At 54.2% G+C, this 13309-nt stretch carries 16 protein-coding genes and 1 pseudogene; 7 read left to right on the plus strand and 10 right to left on the minus strand.

Annotated features, from left to right (window positions below; genetic code table 11):
* The first annotated feature begins 87 nt into the window (after positions 1–87).
* Positions 88–807 carry a tRNA (guanosine(46)-N7)-methyltransferase TrmB gene (trmB, locus tag SJI19_RS14245; RefSeq protein WP_323478928.1) on the plus strand — a complete coding sequence of 240 codons (720 nt, stop codon included), beginning with the start codon at positions 88–90 and terminating at the stop codon, positions 805–807.
* Positions 808–840: 33 nt separating this feature from the next.
* A complete protein-coding gene (locus tag SJI19_RS14250; protein ID WP_323478929.1) occupies positions 841–1566 on the plus strand; it encodes a DUF2884 domain-containing protein in 726 nt (241 codons plus the stop codon).
* A gap of 13 nt (positions 1567–1579) precedes the next feature.
* Here the strand turns inward: SJI19_RS14250 and hemW are convergent, their stop codons facing one another.
* The 6 genes and pseudogenes from hemW to SJI19_RS14280 all read right to left on the minus strand — a co-directional run bounded on the left by hemW (position 1580) and on the right by SJI19_RS14280 (position 5807).
* Entirely contained in the window at positions 1580–2713 is a 1134-nt protein-coding gene (gene hemW / locus SJI19_RS14255) for a radical SAM family heme chaperone HemW (RefSeq protein ID WP_323478930.1), read from the minus strand.
* A complete protein-coding gene (gene rdgB / locus SJI19_RS14260; RefSeq protein ID WP_323478931.1) occupies positions 2706–3299 on the minus strand; it encodes an RdgB/HAM1 family non-canonical purine NTP pyrophosphatase in 594 nt (197 codons plus the stop codon). Before rdgB ends, hemW begins: the two co-directional genes overlap by 8 nt.
* Before the next feature lie 55 nt (positions 3300–3354).
* A pseudogene (locus SJI19_RS14265) lies at positions 3355–3639 on the minus strand (DUF167 domain-containing protein); the annotation flags it as partial.
* A complete protein-coding gene (locus tag SJI19_RS14270) occupies positions 3636–4190 on the minus strand; it encodes a YggT family protein (protein WP_323478932.1) in 555 nt (184 codons plus the stop codon). The gene SJI19_RS14270 and the pseudogene SJI19_RS14265, both read right to left, overlap by 4 nt.
* 53 nt (positions 4191–4243) lie before the next feature.
* On the minus strand, positions 4244–5065 hold the full coding sequence (gene proC, locus SJI19_RS14275) for a pyrroline-5-carboxylate reductase (RefSeq protein ID WP_323478933.1): 822 nt from the start codon (positions 5063–5065) through the stop codon (positions 4244–4246).
* A 43-nt stretch (positions 5066–5108) separates the two neighbouring features.
* On the minus strand, positions 5109–5807 hold the full coding sequence (locus SJI19_RS14280) for a YggS family pyridoxal phosphate-dependent enzyme (RefSeq protein ID WP_323479007.1): 699 nt from the start codon (positions 5805–5807) through the stop codon (positions 5109–5111).
* 71 nt (positions 5808–5878) lie between these two features.
* On the opposite strand from SJI19_RS14280, the gene SJI19_RS14285 reads away from it, so the two are divergent.
* Both SJI19_RS14285 and SJI19_RS14290 read left to right on the plus strand, forming a co-directional pair.
* Positions 5879–6850: a PilT/PilU family type 4a pilus ATPase gene (locus tag SJI19_RS14285; RefSeq protein WP_323478934.1), complete on the plus strand. Its 972-nt coding sequence runs from the start codon at positions 5879–5881 to the stop codon at positions 6848–6850.
* 46 nt (positions 6851–6896) lie between these two features.
* Entirely contained in the window at positions 6897–7022 is a 126-nt protein-coding gene (locus SJI19_RS14290; RefSeq protein WP_323478935.1) for a hypothetical protein, read from the plus strand.
* Positions 7023–7502: 480 nt separating this feature from the next.
* On the opposite strand, the gene rhaR is transcribed toward SJI19_RS14290, so the two are convergent.
* Positions 7503–8387 (minus strand): HTH-type transcriptional activator RhaR, encoded by an 885-nt coding sequence (gene rhaR, locus SJI19_RS14295; protein ID WP_323479008.1) that lies wholly within the window; start codon positions 8385–8387, stop codon positions 7503–7505.
* A gap of 88 nt (positions 8388–8475) precedes the next feature.
* On the minus strand, positions 8476–9303 hold the full coding sequence (gene rhaS, locus SJI19_RS14300; RefSeq protein ID WP_323478936.1) for an HTH-type transcriptional activator RhaS: 828 nt from the start codon (positions 9301–9303) through the stop codon (positions 8476–8478).
* A 444-nt stretch (positions 9304–9747) separates the two neighbouring features.
* Here rhaS and SJI19_RS14305 point away from each other — a divergent pair, with 444 nt between their 5' ends.
* The 3 genes from SJI19_RS14305 to rhaM are packed head-to-tail and all read left to right on the plus strand — an operon-like array spanning position 9748 to position 12208.
* A complete protein-coding gene (locus tag SJI19_RS14305) occupies positions 9748–11004 on the plus strand; it encodes an L-rhamnose isomerase (RefSeq protein ID WP_323478937.1) in 1257 nt (418 codons plus the stop codon).
* 12 nt (positions 11005–11016) lie between these two features.
* Complete coding sequence (gene rhaD, locus SJI19_RS14310) at positions 11017–11844, plus strand: rhamnulose-1-phosphate aldolase (RefSeq protein ID WP_323478938.1); 828 nt, start codon at positions 11017–11019, stop codon at positions 11842–11844.
* A 49-nt stretch (positions 11845–11893) separates the two neighbouring features.
* Positions 11894–12208 carry an L-rhamnose mutarotase gene (rhaM, locus tag SJI19_RS14315; protein WP_323478939.1) on the plus strand — a complete coding sequence of 105 codons (315 nt, stop codon included), beginning with the start codon at positions 11894–11896 and terminating at the stop codon, positions 12206–12208.
* Here the strand turns inward: rhaM and ruvX are convergent.
* Positions 12196–12639, minus strand: coding sequence for a Holliday junction resolvase RuvX (ruvX, locus tag SJI19_RS14320; protein ID WP_323478940.1), 444 nt, complete (start codon positions 12637–12639; stop codon positions 12196–12198). The genes rhaM and ruvX overlap by 13 nt on opposite strands.
* Entirely contained in the window at positions 12639–13202 is a 564-nt protein-coding gene (locus SJI19_RS14325) for a YqgE/AlgH family protein (RefSeq protein WP_323478941.1), read from the minus strand. The genes ruvX and SJI19_RS14325 overlap by 1 nt, the downstream gene beginning before the upstream one ends.
* Between the last annotated feature and the right edge of the window lie 107 nt (positions 13203–13309).

The following is a 13309-nucleotide window of genomic DNA, read 5'->3' on the forward strand; positions in this document are numbered from 1 at the left end:
GAACTTTCAGTGTTCGCCTACTTGCTAATCAACGCTATCTTTGCATAATGCGCGATTGCCTTTCAATTTGCACAAAACGAAACGACTATGACCAATGAAGTGATTTCGCACGAATTTGATGAACAGGGGCGTCCGTTACGGCGCATTCGCAGCTTTGTCCGTCGCCAGGGCCGGTTAACCAAGGGCCAGCAGCAGGCGCTGGATACGTTGTGGCCGTTGATGGGTGTGGAGTACCAGGCCGGCTCGGCGGATTTTAGCGCACTGTTTGGGCGTGACGCGCCGCTCACCTTGGAAATCGGGTTTGGCATGGGCGCCTCGCTGGTGCAAATGGCGGCCGCCCATCCCCAGCATAATTTCCTGGGTATTGAGGTGCATTTGCCGGGTGTCGGCGCCTGTTTGCTGAGTGCCCGTGAGGCCGGTATCGATAATCTGCGGGTGATGTGCCACGACGCGGTGGAAGCCCTGGTCAATATGATCCCCGATAACAGCCTGGCGCTGGTGCAGTTGTTTTTCCCCGATCCGTGGCATAAAGCCCGCCATAATAAACGTCGTATCGTGCAGGGGCCGTTTGTTGAACTGTTGCGGCAAAAGCTGCAGCTCGGCGGGATCTTTCATATGGCCACCGACTGGCAGCCTTACGCCGAGCATATGCTGGCGGTGATGCGCGAGGCGGACGGATACCGCAATTTATCCGCTCAGGGAGATTACGTTCCCCGCCCTGAATTTAGGCCCTTGACCAAGTTTGAACAGCGTGGCCAACGATTAGGGCATGGCGTTTGGGATTTAATGTTTGAAAAAACGGTCTGATAACCAACAGACCCTGTTTCTTTTGGAGAGTCTATGCTACGCAAAGCAGTTCTGGCTATTTTGATGTTCACGGCCTGGCAGGCACAGGCTGATTACCAATGCCGGGTTAAACCGCAGGACGATATTTTTATTAGCGCACAGCAGGTTCGGGTGGTCGGCGCCAGCGGTAATCTCACCATTGGGCGCGACGGCAGTGTGACACGCGCCGATCAGCCGCTGGATCTGGATGCCAATCAGCGTCGGCAGGCGGAGGATTATCAGGCGGCAGTTCGCCGGGATCTGCCCTGGATTGATCAAGGTGCCCAGGCGCATTTGGAAAAAGGCCGTGCCGCCCTTGATCAGGTGATCGTGCGTCAACTGGGGAAAGACAGTCACGTGCGCGAGCGGCTTACCACGCTTGACCAGCAGCTCAAACAGCAAATGAACCGTATTCTCGAACATCGCAGCGAGGGACTGGCGTTCCATCACCAGGCGATTGACCAGGTACGGGAAGATGGCCAACGTATCGTGCAGCAAAGCATGGGTGGGGTGGTGCAGGACAGTCTGAACGAAATGGGGGTAAAACAAACCCTCGACGCCGCCAGCGGCAACAATCCGCTGCAGGCGGTGATGGGCAACCTGGGTAATTTGCAGCAGGCGATTCAGGCGGAGTGGAGTAATCAGCAGCAGGAATTTGAGCAGTTTGGTCACCAGGTCTGTCAGCGCGTGACCACGCTGGAGCGTCAGCGTGTTGACCTGATGAAGGCCTTGCCGAAATAATCCGGCGCGGCGCTTATTCCATAAACAGTTCCAATAGTGGGTTAAGGAACAGTTTGCCTTTTTCCGTGATGCACCATTCGGTCTGGCTTTCGGTGATATAACCGCCGGCCAGCGCCTGATCCAGCGCGTTGCGTACCCCGCGTTCATCCAGACCGGTAAAGTCGGGGTATTCATGACGCGGTGTTGGCTCCAGCAGCCGAAAGCGGTTCATAAAAAACTCGAAGGGTAAATCGGCCGCCTCGACCCGGTAGCGTTTATCGAGATATTTTCCCTGCATATAGCCGCGTGGGTGGCGCACCTTGACGGTGCGCAACACGCCGCCGTCCACCTGGGTCAGTTTGCCATGCGCGCCGCAGCCAATGCCGAGATAGTCACCAAAACGCCAATAATTGAGATTGTGCTGACACTCAAAACCGGGTTGGGCATAAGCTGAGGTTTCATATTGCCGGTAACCGGCGGCGGCGAGCAAAACATTGCCCTGCTGGTAGATATCCCATAGCGCATCATCATCGGGCAGTACCGGTGGGCGCGAGCCAAACAGCGTATTGGGTTCAATGGTTAACTGATACCAGGAAAGGTGCGGCGGGCGCAGGGCCACTGCCTGGCGCAGATCGTCGAGGGCTTGATCCAGTTGCTGGTCCGGCAGGCCGTGCATCAGATCGAGGTTAAAACTGCGCAGTCCCAGACCGGCGGCCAGGCGCGCTGCCCGCTGTGCCTCTTCTGGGCCATGGATACGCCCTAAACGCTGTAATTTTTGTGCATCGAAGCTTTGCACCCCGATGGAAATGCGATTGACCCCGGCCTGTTGATAACCGAGAAAACGGTCGGCCTCTACGGTACCGGGATTGGCCTCCATGGTGATTTCCGCCGCCGCGTTCAGCGGCAGCCGGCGACGCACACCGTCCAGCAAATGCTGCATCGCGGCGGCGCTAAGCAGGCTGGGGGTGCCGCCGCCGATAAAGATCGTGCTAATTTCCCGACCGCCGGTGTAGGCCACATCCGCATCCAGATCCGCCAGCAGATGATCGACATACTCCTCATGGGGTACCTCGCCCTTTAGCGCATGGGAATTAAAATCGCAATACGGACACTTTTGCACACACCAAGGAATATGGATATACAGACTTAACGGTGGCAGTTTAACCATGACGCAAGCCATCCAGCAACAGGGTCAGCGCTTGGCCGCGATGGGAGATGCGCTGTTTTTGCTCGCGGCTGAGTTGTGCCGCGCTGCAGGCTAAATTCGGCAGATAAAATACCGGATCGTAGCCAAAACCGCCGGCGCCCGTTGCCGTTCGGGCAATCACGCCACGCCAGCTGCCGTGACAGACCAAGGGAATGGGATCATCGGCATGGCGCAGATAGACCAGTACGCAGTGAAAGCTGGCCGCGCGCTGTTCGTCCGGTACCGCTTTCATCGCGTCCAGCAATTTATCCAGGTTTTGCTGGTCGCTGGCGGCAATCCCGGCGTAACGGGCGGAATAGATCCCCGGCGCGCCGCCCAGGCAATCCACCGCCAGGCCGGAGTCATCGGCGATGGCCGGTAAACCGGTGACGGCGGCGGCGTGACGGGCTTTGATAAGGGCATTTTCAATAAAGGTCAGTCCGGTCTCTTCTACCGAGCCGACCCCCAGATCGGTCTGCGCCGTCACCGCCAGACCGAAGTCCGCCAATAGGCTCGCCAGCTCGGCCACCTTGCCGGCATTACCGGTCGCCAGTACCACTTTTTGCATGTTTTTTTTCCGCAGTAATCATGTTGTCAGAATCCGGCGCGGGTGAGGCCTCCGCCAGCAATAGGCTGATAACCTCCGGAATGCGCCGTGGTGCCGCGACCCGCAGCTGTTTATGGCGACCCTGTTCGCCTTTTTCAATATTGACCAGGCTCTTGGCCACACCAAATTGCTTGGCGATAAACCGCAGCAGATGTTGGTTAGCCTGGCCGTCCACCGGTGGCGCGACTATGGTGACCTTTATTTCATCGCCGTGCGGGCCGAGGATCCGATCGCCACTGGCTTTCGGCTGAATATAAAGGCGTAGCACCACGTCGTCTGCGTCGCGCCAGGCATAACTCATAGGCGGAACCAGATGGCAGGAAACAGATCCATGCCCAGATAGTTAAAGGCGTACAGGATCAGGATCACCACCATAGCGGAGAAATCAATCCCCCCCATGGCCGGGATGACCCGACGTATCGGCGCCATCATCGGTTCGCTGAGTTGGCCGAGTACCTGATCCATTGGGCTGCGACCCTGGCTAATCCAGCTCATCAGGGAGCGGATGATAATCACCCAGAATATCAATCGGCCGGCGGCCTTTATCAAAGTCAGCAAACCCACCAGCAGATAGACGGGATCGGCTGAGATGCCGCCAAGCTGGATCAGCATTTCCAAGGGGAATTTCACGGTGGCCAGAATAAACGCCAGGAGCAGGGAGGCGGTATCCATCGGTCCGATGGATGGGATCATCCGCCGCATGGGTTTAATCACCGGTTGGGTGACTTTGACGATAAATTGGGAAAACGGATTATAGAAATCGCAGCGCGCCCATTGCATCCAGATGCGCAGCAGTAGCACCATGATATACAAATCAATTAGCGTATTGACCAGAAACGTCAGCGTCAGCATAGGGGGGTCGTGTCCTTAATTAAGGTTAAAAAGTATTGTTATGGCGAAAAAAATCAGAATAATTTTTCCATTTCTTCAGCGCGCGTGACCGCGGCTTGCATCGCATCCGCAACGGTTTTCCCCAACTGATGCTGATTGAATACGTCCAGCGCAGCGGCCGTGGTTCCGCCTTTGGAGGTCACATTTTGCCGCAGCTGAGCAAACGGGATGTCCGCATTTGCCTGGGCCAGTTCGGCGGCGCCGCTGGCGGCCTGCCTGACCAGCAAGCTTGCCGTGTCTTGGTCGAAACCTTGTTTTACCGCTTCGTGCTGCATAGCTTCCATCAACAGGAAAAAATAGGCCGGTGCGCTGCCCGCGGCGGCGATAACGCCGTTGATTCCGCTTTCCTGATCCACCCAGCAGATTTCACCCACGGCACCCATCAGGTCGGCGGTGAAATCGCGGTCGCTCTGGCTGATGTGCGCCGGGGCGTAAAGACCGCTCATGCCTTTGCCTACCAACGACGGGGTGTTGGGCATAATGCGTACCAAATTCAACGGTTCGCCGAGCAAGGCATTAAACCGGGTTACGGTAACACCCGCCGCAATGGAAAGCACCAGTTTGCCGGAAAAATCCACACTCTGGGCCAACTGCTGGCAAACCTCGGCCATCAACTGGGGTTTTACCGCCAGCACCACCACCTCTGCCTGAGCGGCGCCAGCGGCATTATCAGCGCTGCTGTGGACCCCGTACTTTTCGGCCATGGCATCACGGCGGGTGGCCGACGGGGCGCACAGGGTGATTAACTCAGCCGGATAGCCGTTGGAAACCAGACCGGCGACGATGGCCTGGGCCATATTGCCCGCGCCGATAAAAGTCATTTTACGCTGTTGCATGCTGTTCCTCTTATGATGTGTAGGCGGTCGACGTGCTTGTCACTTATAGGTTCCTGGCGCCAAAAATGGCGGTGCCGATGCGCACCATAGTGCTGCCGGCCACGACGGCTGCTGGCATATCGTCGGTCATTCCCAACGATAAGGTATCAATTCCCGGCAGTTGGCGCTGCAAATCAGTAAACAAGGCGGCCATTTGTTGGAAAACCGCGAGTTGCCGCTGATAATCCGGCTCCGGCGCGGGGATGGCCATCAGGCCGCGTAAGCGCAGCCGGGGCAGTTCCACCACCTGTGATACCAACTCACCAAGTTGCGCCGGCGCTAAGCCTGATTTGCTGTGCTCACCACTGATATTGATTTGAATCAGCACATTCAGTGGCGACAACCCTTGCGGACGCTGGTCGTTGAGTCGCCGGGCCAACTGAGGGCGATCCAGGGTATGCATCCAGTCGAAATTCTCCGCCACCAAACGGCTTTTATTCGATTGCAGCGGACCGATGAAATGCCAGCTCAGTGGCGGGGTGATCCGCTGTTGCTGAAAATAGACAATTTTTTCCACCCCTTCCTGAACATAATTTTCACCAAACGCTCTTTGCCCAGCGGCAATGGCCGCTTCAATCGCCGTCACAGGTTTGGTTTTGCTTACCGCAAGCAGCGTGATTTCTTGCGGATCGCGGCCACATTGATGTGCAGTGGATGAGATAAGTCCGATTACCTGCTGTAGATTTTGTTCAATAGTGCTCATGGCTTGATGGTTCTCGTCGCTGTCGCCCATGAATCTTTCCAGAGATGCCACTCATGGTGTCAGGAGATCATATGGATATTAACCAACTGGTGGCCCTTAGTGTAAAGCATAATGCCTCCGATCTGCACCTTTGTCCTGGTCAGATACCGATCATGCGTATCGACGGTGTTCTGCGCCGTCTGGATAACCAGGAATTGGTGGCGGCGACGTGGGTCGATCACTGCGGCGGGGAATATCTGGATACCCACGGCCGCCGGGCGCTGGCGTTGACCGGCCAAGCCGATTGTGCCGTGACCTTTCCCCAGGGCCAACGGGCGCGGGGGCATTTTTTTCGCCAGCAAAGCGGGGTCTCCGTCGCCTTTCGTCTGATCCCGGCGCAGTGTCCTACGCTTGCGACGCTGGCGCTGCCGGCGTCGATCGCCGGGCTGCTGTCCAAACGGCAGGGGCTGCTGTTGGTGACCGGTGCCACCGGCAGCGGCAAGTCCAGCTCGCTGGCGGCGATGTTGGACCATCTCAATGAGCATCACCGGGTGCATATTATTACGCTGGAAGACCCGATCGAATATCTCCACCGTTGCCGACACAGCCTGATCCAGCAGCGGGAAATCGGGGTGCACTGTCCCGATGTTGCCAGCGGACTGCGGGCGGTGCTGCGCGAGGATCCGGATATCGTCTTGTTAGGCGAACTGCGGGATCCGCCCAGTATTCGCCTGGCGCTTACCGCAGCTGAAACCGGCCATCTGGTGTTGGCGACGCTGCATGCCCGTCACGCGGCCCAGGCGGTGGATCGGCTAGTGGATGGGTTTGGCGCGGGAGAGCAGGGGTTTGTCCGCAGTCTGTTGGCCGGCAGTCTGGTGGCGATTATGGCGCAACAACTGGTGGCCAGGCCCGAAGGAGGGCGGCGGGCGTTGTTTGAGCTGATGGTGGCTACCCCGGCGGTGCGTAACCTGATTCGCGACGGCAAAACCCACCTATTGCCGGCGTTGTTGCAAACCGGCAAAGGGCAGGGCATGCAACTGTTCGACTCCCCGGTTTTGGTATAAAATCAGGCAAATTTTCGGTATAACACCGCACAGCACAAGAGACACCATGAGAAAAATCACCTGGATATTTATCGCCATCGCCTTAGGCGTGTGGTATTTCAATAGCAAAGATGTCAAAAAAACCGTGACGCCAGTGACCCCGCCGGCGACCCAGCAACCAAGCAAAAACTGACCTATTGCAGCAGCCGACGAGATAGACATGGCCGAACCTGGGTTTTGCTGCGGTTTTATCCGTGATCGGTCGGTTTTTCTTCGCGCGGCGGTGATTAAGATAACCACGGATATTTTTGCAAAATAACGTAGTGCATATCCTGGTATTTCCCGGGGAAATAATCATTACTGTTTTTTTAATACGTAAAATACATTTATTTTATGAAATAATAATACTTTATTTTCTGTTGTTGACGGCGTGATGGTTTTTTTTTGCTGTTTTTCTTTTCTGTCTGGAATATCCCTACGCAATACGCAATACGCAATACGCAATATGCAATATGCAATATGCAATATGCAATATGCAATATGCAATACGCAATATGCAATATGCAATATGCAATATGCAATACGCATATCAGTGGGATGCGCCATAGGCACGATGATGTTTTGGGTGGAAAATTGTCGGGTGATGTTAAAACAGTGGACCGGGGTTGCACACTCACGATCGTATAATGTGTTCAGCCGCCAGGTTTTTTTGAAAGCGTTGGCGGTATTCCCGAGGCGCTACCCCAACCGATTGGTTAAATACCACGGAAAAATAGTTGCTGTCTTCAAAACCACAGCACGCGGCCACTTCACCAATGGTTTGCTGGCCATGCCTGAGTAAATCCATGGCTTTGCATAACCTCAACTGTCGCAGGTATTGATTGACCCCCATGCCGGTCTGCTGCTTAAACAATTGTTTTAGACTGCGGGCGTTTAAGTGATATTGCTGGCAAAAGTCGTCTAATTTAAATTGCTGATCAATGCTGACACGCAGCGCCATCAGTAATAAATCCAGTTGCTCGGCATCGGATAATAACGGGCTGTCGGGGGCGTGGCGAAAACGCATCAGTAGCAGACTGACCTGCAGAAAAAGCGCTTCGCTAAGTAGCGCCGACAGAGGATCGGTTTTCATGCATTCGTCGGCCAATGCATCCACCTGTTGGCGCAATACCGACATCCCCGGGGTGCCTAATCGCCAGTAGCGCTGGCGCTGGTCGGTGCCCGCGTCGGGCAATAATCGATCCCAGTCGGCACCGAGGGTCAACCGCTGGCGGTTATAAAGAATATTATCCAGCTCTAGCGCGTTGACCGATTCGTAGCTGTGATGATCGTCGGCGTTAATATAAAAAACATCGCCGCAGGTGATGGTGTAATGAACGTCATTAAGGATATGCAGACCGTTGCCGCGCCAGACGATCACCAGTTCATTAAAGTCATGGCTATGGGTAGCGAATTCCGGCTGAGGATGTCGGTCGGCCACCGTGATGGCATGCTTATCTGACAGGAAATAATCGGTGGTCGCCAGCTTTAGGTGAGACACAATTAGGGCCCTAAGCATCATTATAAGGTGAGATATGATGGCATGATGTCAACATAAAAAAATTGAAACAGGCAGCAGTTGTCAGCTTTGGATCGTGGGGTAAGGGTTACTGTTCACCTTTGCGGATGGTTTTGGGAGAATGGGAAAATTCGCGCCGAAACTGGGTGGAAAAATGATTACTGTCACTAAAACCACAGGCATGGGCAATTTCAGTAATGGTTTTATCGCTTTGTTGCAGACGTTTGCGGGCTTCCAGCAGGCGTAGGCGATTAAGGTAACGCTGTGGCGTCATGCCGGTCCGCTGTTTTAACTGGCGATGTAGCGTGCGAAGCGGCAGTGAAAACTGCTCGGCCAGCACCAGCCAATCGACATCATTGCAAAAATTGTGCTGTAACCAGCTCAGCAATCCCTGCAGACGTGCCTCACCCCCTCCTTCGCCCTGCGCTTGAAAGCAACTGTGGCGCAACATGATCAATAACTGCAAAAATTGTCCTTCGCTGGCCGCGATGCCTTCCGGCGACGTGTCCGTCGTGAGTTCGGTGAGCGTCTGGATAAAACGCTTGGCCTGCTGCATGCCGGCATGATTAATCTGCCAGTTTACCTGGCCTCCCTGTGCATCTTTGGCGGGTAAAAAACGGCTAATATCGGCGAGATAATGAAATTTACTCGGTGCGCGGTAGAGAATATTGATCAAATTGAGGTCATCGACATTTTCAAATAAATGATGATCGTCAGCCCGGATAAAACACACCGAGCCACTGCCCAAGACATAAGGCTGATCATTAAGCACGTGAATGCCCGATCCCTTTTCCACCAGCAGAATTTCCCAGAAGTCATGGTAATGCTCCGGGAAGGCAACCTGGGGCAGGCGGGGTTCAATGGTTACTGTGGCGTCTTCTGAACTAAAAAAGTTCTCGGCATACAGTCGGGTCATATTTTTATCCTCACCATTTAACGGGCTTTCATAATAAGTCGCGATGAGGAGAATAAACCTTGAATAAATGACCGTCAGTGGGCGTATTGCCGCGTTTTTTTTAAGATTAGCGGGGTAATAATCAAAATTGCGGGATTGATCACAGGTCTTACTTATTATTTTTGACCACGGCCATTCGTTATATTCCGCATGATTTTGTGATCCGTTTCACATTCACCTTGACGATTCTGCCACCGCAATGAAACCCATGGCATTCACCGGAAGGTAGCGGAATGAATAACTTCCTACACTGCAGTCATAGGATGAAAGGGGGCATTTTCATTATGGTCTTACCGGTGCTTAAACCATCAATACGTCTCTTTCCTTTGTCGCTTCCTGATTGTTATTTTTGACTTATTGGCACCGTTTTGTGGCGCGCTGCCATCATCAAGAGGAATTGTTATCATGAGCTTATCCGTTGAACAAGCTTGGCAACTGGCCAAACAAAGATTTGCCGATATCGATGTCAACGTCGATGGCGCCCTCGAACTACTTGATACCCTGCCGGTATCCATGCATTGTTGGCAGGGTGATGACGTCACCGGTTTTGAAAACACCGGTGGCGCATTGACCGGCGGTATACAGGCCACCGGCAACTACCTGGGTAAGGCCCGCAATGCCGAGGAGCTACGGACCGATTTGGAAATGGCGTTTAGCCTGATCCCCGGGCCGAAACGGCTGAACCTGCATGCCATCTACCTGGAAGCTGAAGGTAAGGTTGAACGCAACCACATTGAGCCCAAACATTTTGCCCGTTGGGTTAGCTGGGCGCGTGAACATCAGCTGGGACTCGATTTTAATCCTACCTGTTTCTCCCACCCGCTCAGTGCGGACGGTTTTACCTTGTCCCACACCGACGAAAAGATCCGCCAGTTCTGGATTGAGCATTGCCAGGCCAGTCGTCGTATTTCAGCCTATTTTGGCCGCGAGTTGGGCACCCCATCGGTGATGAATATCTGGATTCCGGATGGCATGAAAGATATGACCATCGATCGTCTGGCACCACGCCAACGGCTGCTGTCAGCCCTGGATGCCATCATGGAAGAAAAATTCGACGCCAAATACCATATCGACGCCGTGGAGAGCAAGTTATTTGGCATCGGTGCTGAAAGTTATACCGTGGGGTCGAGTGAATTCTATCTGGGTTATGCCGCCAGTCGGGGGACGGCACTGTGCCTGGATGCCGGTCATTTCCATCCTACCGAAGTGATCTCCGATAAGATTTCCGCCGCGATCTTATTTGTCCCGCGTCTGCTGTTGCATGTGAGTCGCCCGGTTCGTTGGGACAGCGATCATGTGGTGCTGCTTGATGATGAAACGCAGGCTATTGCCAACGAAATTGTTCGTCAGAAATTATTCAACCGCGTGCATATTGGCCTGGATTTCTTCGATGCGTCGATTAACCGCATTGCCGCCTGGGTTATCGGTACCCGCAATATGAAAAAGGCGCTGCTACGGGCGTTGCTGGAGCCTACCGAAGAACTGCGCCTGTTGGAACAACAAGGCGACTATACGGCGCGTCTGGCATTGCTCGAAGAGCAGAAATCACTGCCCTGGCAGGCGGTGTGGGATAAGTATTGTCAGTCGCATGACACGCCGGTGGGCAGCGATTGGCTGCAACCGGTACGTGAATATGAAAGCTCTACTTTACGCGCACGCTAAGGATAACCAATAATGCAAACAATATTAACTTCCTGGTTTGTGCAGGGAATGGTCAAAGCCACCACTGATATGTGGCTTAAAGGCTGGGATGAACGCAATGGTGGCAATGTTAGCTTACGTCTGACCCCCGAAGACGTGGCGCCTTATCTTGGGGAGCTCAGTCCCCAACCGCGCACCGAAGTGTTAACCGATCCGGTACCGGAATTGGCCGATACGTTTTTTCTGGTCACCGGCTCGGGTAAGTTTTTTCGTAACGTGCAGATTTCGCCCTCGGATAACCTGGTATTGCTGCAGGTCAATCATACCGGGGATGCTTACCGCATTCTCTGGGGACTGACCGCCGGCGGTTTGCCAACCTCGGAGCTGGCCTCGCACTTTCAGTCCCATGTAGTGCGTAAACAGATAACCCAAGACGCCAACCGGGTGATTATGCATTGCCATGCCACTAATTTGATTGCCTTAAGTTACGTTTTGGAACTCGATAGTGCGCATTTCACCCGTGAATTGTGGGAAGGCAGTACCGAATGTTTGGTGGTGTTCCCCGACGGCGTGGGCATTGTGCCCTGGATGGTTCCCGGCACCGACGGTATTGGCGCTGCCACCGCAGAGCAAATGCGTTCGCATCCGCTGGTGTTATGGCCATTCCACGGTATTTTTGCCAGTGGCCCGACGCTGGACGATGCTTTTGGGCTGATCGATACAGCGGAAAAATCGGCGGAGATCATGGTTAAGGTGCGCTCGATGGGTGGGAAAAAACAAACCATCAGCCGCGATGAGCTGATTGCCCTGGGGCGTCGTTTTGGTGTTACACCGATGGCGGCAGCGCTGGACGTCGAGTAGCGTTCGGCAGATCCCCCTCTTTGCAGTGATAAACCACAGAGTAGGCCTTATGATCAGAAAAGCCTTTGTTATGCAGGTCAATCCCGACGCCCATGAGGAGTACCGGCGCCGGCATAATCCCATCTGGCCTGAACTGGAACAGACCCTGAAAAGCCATGGTGCTCATCACTACAGTATTTTTCTTGATGAGCAGCGCCATCTGCTGTTGGCGTATGTGGAGATCGAATCCGAGGAACGTTGGAACGCCGTGGCTAATACCGAGATTTGTCAGCGTTGGTGGCGGCACATGACCGATGTCATGCCGGCCAATGCGGATAACAGCCCGGTAAGCGCCGAGCTGAGCCCGTTATTTTATCTGGAGTGAGGATGGCGCACGGCCAGCAGCTGTTCAAACCAGCTTTCCAGGATCACCACGGCGGAACCTGCGTCAATCCGGCCTTTGTTTAATGCGCGGTAACCACCGCGCTCGAACAGGCCGGCCCGCGCTTCGACGGTGCTTAAGCGTTCATCGTGCAGCACCACTTCAAATCCGAAACGACCGTGCAGGCGGCTGGCGAATTTACGCGCCCGCGCGGTCAGCGGTTGTTCGCTACCGTCCATATTCAGCGGCAGCCCCACGACAATCACGTCCGGCTGCCATTCTTGCAATAATTTATCCACCTGTTGCCAGTCGGGTATGCCCTCCTGGGCTTTGAATGCCGTCAGTGGCCGTGCGGTACAGGTAACTTCTTGGCCGATCGCCACGCCGATGCTTCTGGTACCGAAATCAAACGCCATCATGGTACGGTTAGTCATTATGCATGGCCCGCTTCGGTGGCGATGTTATGGATATCAATACCTAATTTCCTGGCCGCGTCACGCCAGCGCGCGGCGATGGGCGTATTAAACAGGATTTGGCTGTCGGCGGGAGAGGTCAGCCAGGCATTCTGCAGCAGTTCTTGTTCTAGCTGGCCTTTTTCCCACCCGGCATAACCCAAGGCCACCAGCACGTTATGTGGCTGGCTAGGGGTGCCTAATGTTTCCAGCACATCCTTGGAGGTGGTGATCATGGTGTCTTCAGAAATGCTGATGCTCGATCCGAAACCTTCACAAGGCGTATGCAGGATAAATCCACGATCGTCCGCCAACGGACCGCCGGCAAACACCGGTGTATCCAGGCTAATGGAAGGATCGCGCTCCGCCGGCATGATCTTGAGTTTATCCAAGACGTTTTCAACGGTAAATTGATCAACGGGTTTATTGATAACCAGCCCCATGGCCCCGTCATCATTATGCTCGCAGATATAAATTACCGCGCGTTTGAATAAAGGGTCTTGTAGCGAGGGCATGGCAATAAGAAAGTGATGCTGTAAATTCATTCTGTTTTTATGGCAAATAGAGTAATAAATAGTCGACGTGTAGTATGCGGGTAAACGAGTGATAAGTCACTGGCTGCGAGCAAAATCCGCTCACAGCCAGGGTAAAA

Source organism: Acerihabitans sp. TG2, from assembly GCF_035013185.1.
Classification (GTDB): domain Bacteria; phylum Pseudomonadota; class Gammaproteobacteria; order Enterobacterales; family Enterobacteriaceae; genus Acerihabitans.

What these genes read in the sequence shown, in the direction of transcription:
- SJI19_RS14290 (WP_323478935.1), top strand. Translation starts at nt 6,897, where the DNA reads ATGAGAAAAATCACCTGGATATTTATCGCCATCGCCTTAGGCGTGTGG.
- hemW (WP_323478930.1), bottom strand. Translation starts at nt 2,713, where the DNA reads ATGGTTAAACTGCCACCGTTAAGTCTGTATATCCATATTCCTTGGTGT.
- SJI19_RS14250 (WP_323478929.1), top strand. Translation starts at nt 841, where the DNA reads ATGCTACGCAAAGCAGTTCTGGCTATTTTGATGTTCACGGCCTGGCAG.
- ruvX (WP_323478940.1), bottom strand. Translation starts at nt 12,639, where the DNA reads ATGACTAACCGTACCATGATGGCGTTTGATTTCGGTACCAGAAGCATC.
- SJI19_RS14325 (WP_323478941.1), bottom strand. Translation starts at nt 13,202, where the DNA reads ATGAATTTACAGCATCACTTTCTTATTGCCATGCCCTCGCTACAAGAC.
- rhaM (WP_323478939.1), top strand. Translation starts at nt 11,894, where the DNA reads ATGATCAGAAAAGCCTTTGTTATGCAGGTCAATCCCGACGCCCATGAG.
- SJI19_RS14280 (WP_323479007.1), bottom strand. Translation starts at nt 5,807, where the DNA reads ATGAGCACTATTGAACAAAATCTACAGCAGGTAATCGGACTTATCTCA.
- rhaS (WP_323478936.1), bottom strand. Translation starts at nt 9,303, where the DNA reads ATGACCCGACTGTATGCCGAGAACTTTTTTAGTTCAGAAGACGCCACA.
- SJI19_RS14285 (WP_323478934.1), top strand. Translation starts at nt 5,879, where the DNA reads ATGGATATTAACCAACTGGTGGCCCTTAGTGTAAAGCATAATGCCTCC.
- rdgB (WP_323478931.1), bottom strand. Translation starts at nt 3,299, where the DNA reads ATGCAAAAAGTGGTACTGGCGACCGGTAATGCCGGCAAGGTGGCCGAG.
- rhaR (WP_323479008.1), bottom strand. Translation starts at nt 8,387, where the DNA reads ATGCTTAGGGCCCTAATTGTGTCTCACCTAAAGCTGGCGACCACCGAT.
- proC (WP_323478933.1), bottom strand. Translation starts at nt 5,065, where the DNA reads ATGCAACAGCGTAAAATGACTTTTATCGGCGCGGGCAATATGGCCCAG.
- SJI19_RS14305 (WP_323478937.1), top strand. Translation starts at nt 9,748, where the DNA reads ATGAGCTTATCCGTTGAACAAGCTTGGCAACTGGCCAAACAAAGATTT.
- SJI19_RS14270 (WP_323478932.1), bottom strand. Translation starts at nt 4,190, where the DNA reads ATGCTGACGCTGACGTTTCTGGTCAATACGCTAATTGATTTGTATATC.
- trmB (WP_323478928.1), top strand. Translation starts at nt 88, where the DNA reads ATGACCAATGAAGTGATTTCGCACGAATTTGATGAACAGGGGCGTCCG.
- rhaD (WP_323478938.1), top strand. Translation starts at nt 11,017, where the DNA reads ATGCAAACAATATTAACTTCCTGGTTTGTGCAGGGAATGGTCAAAGCC.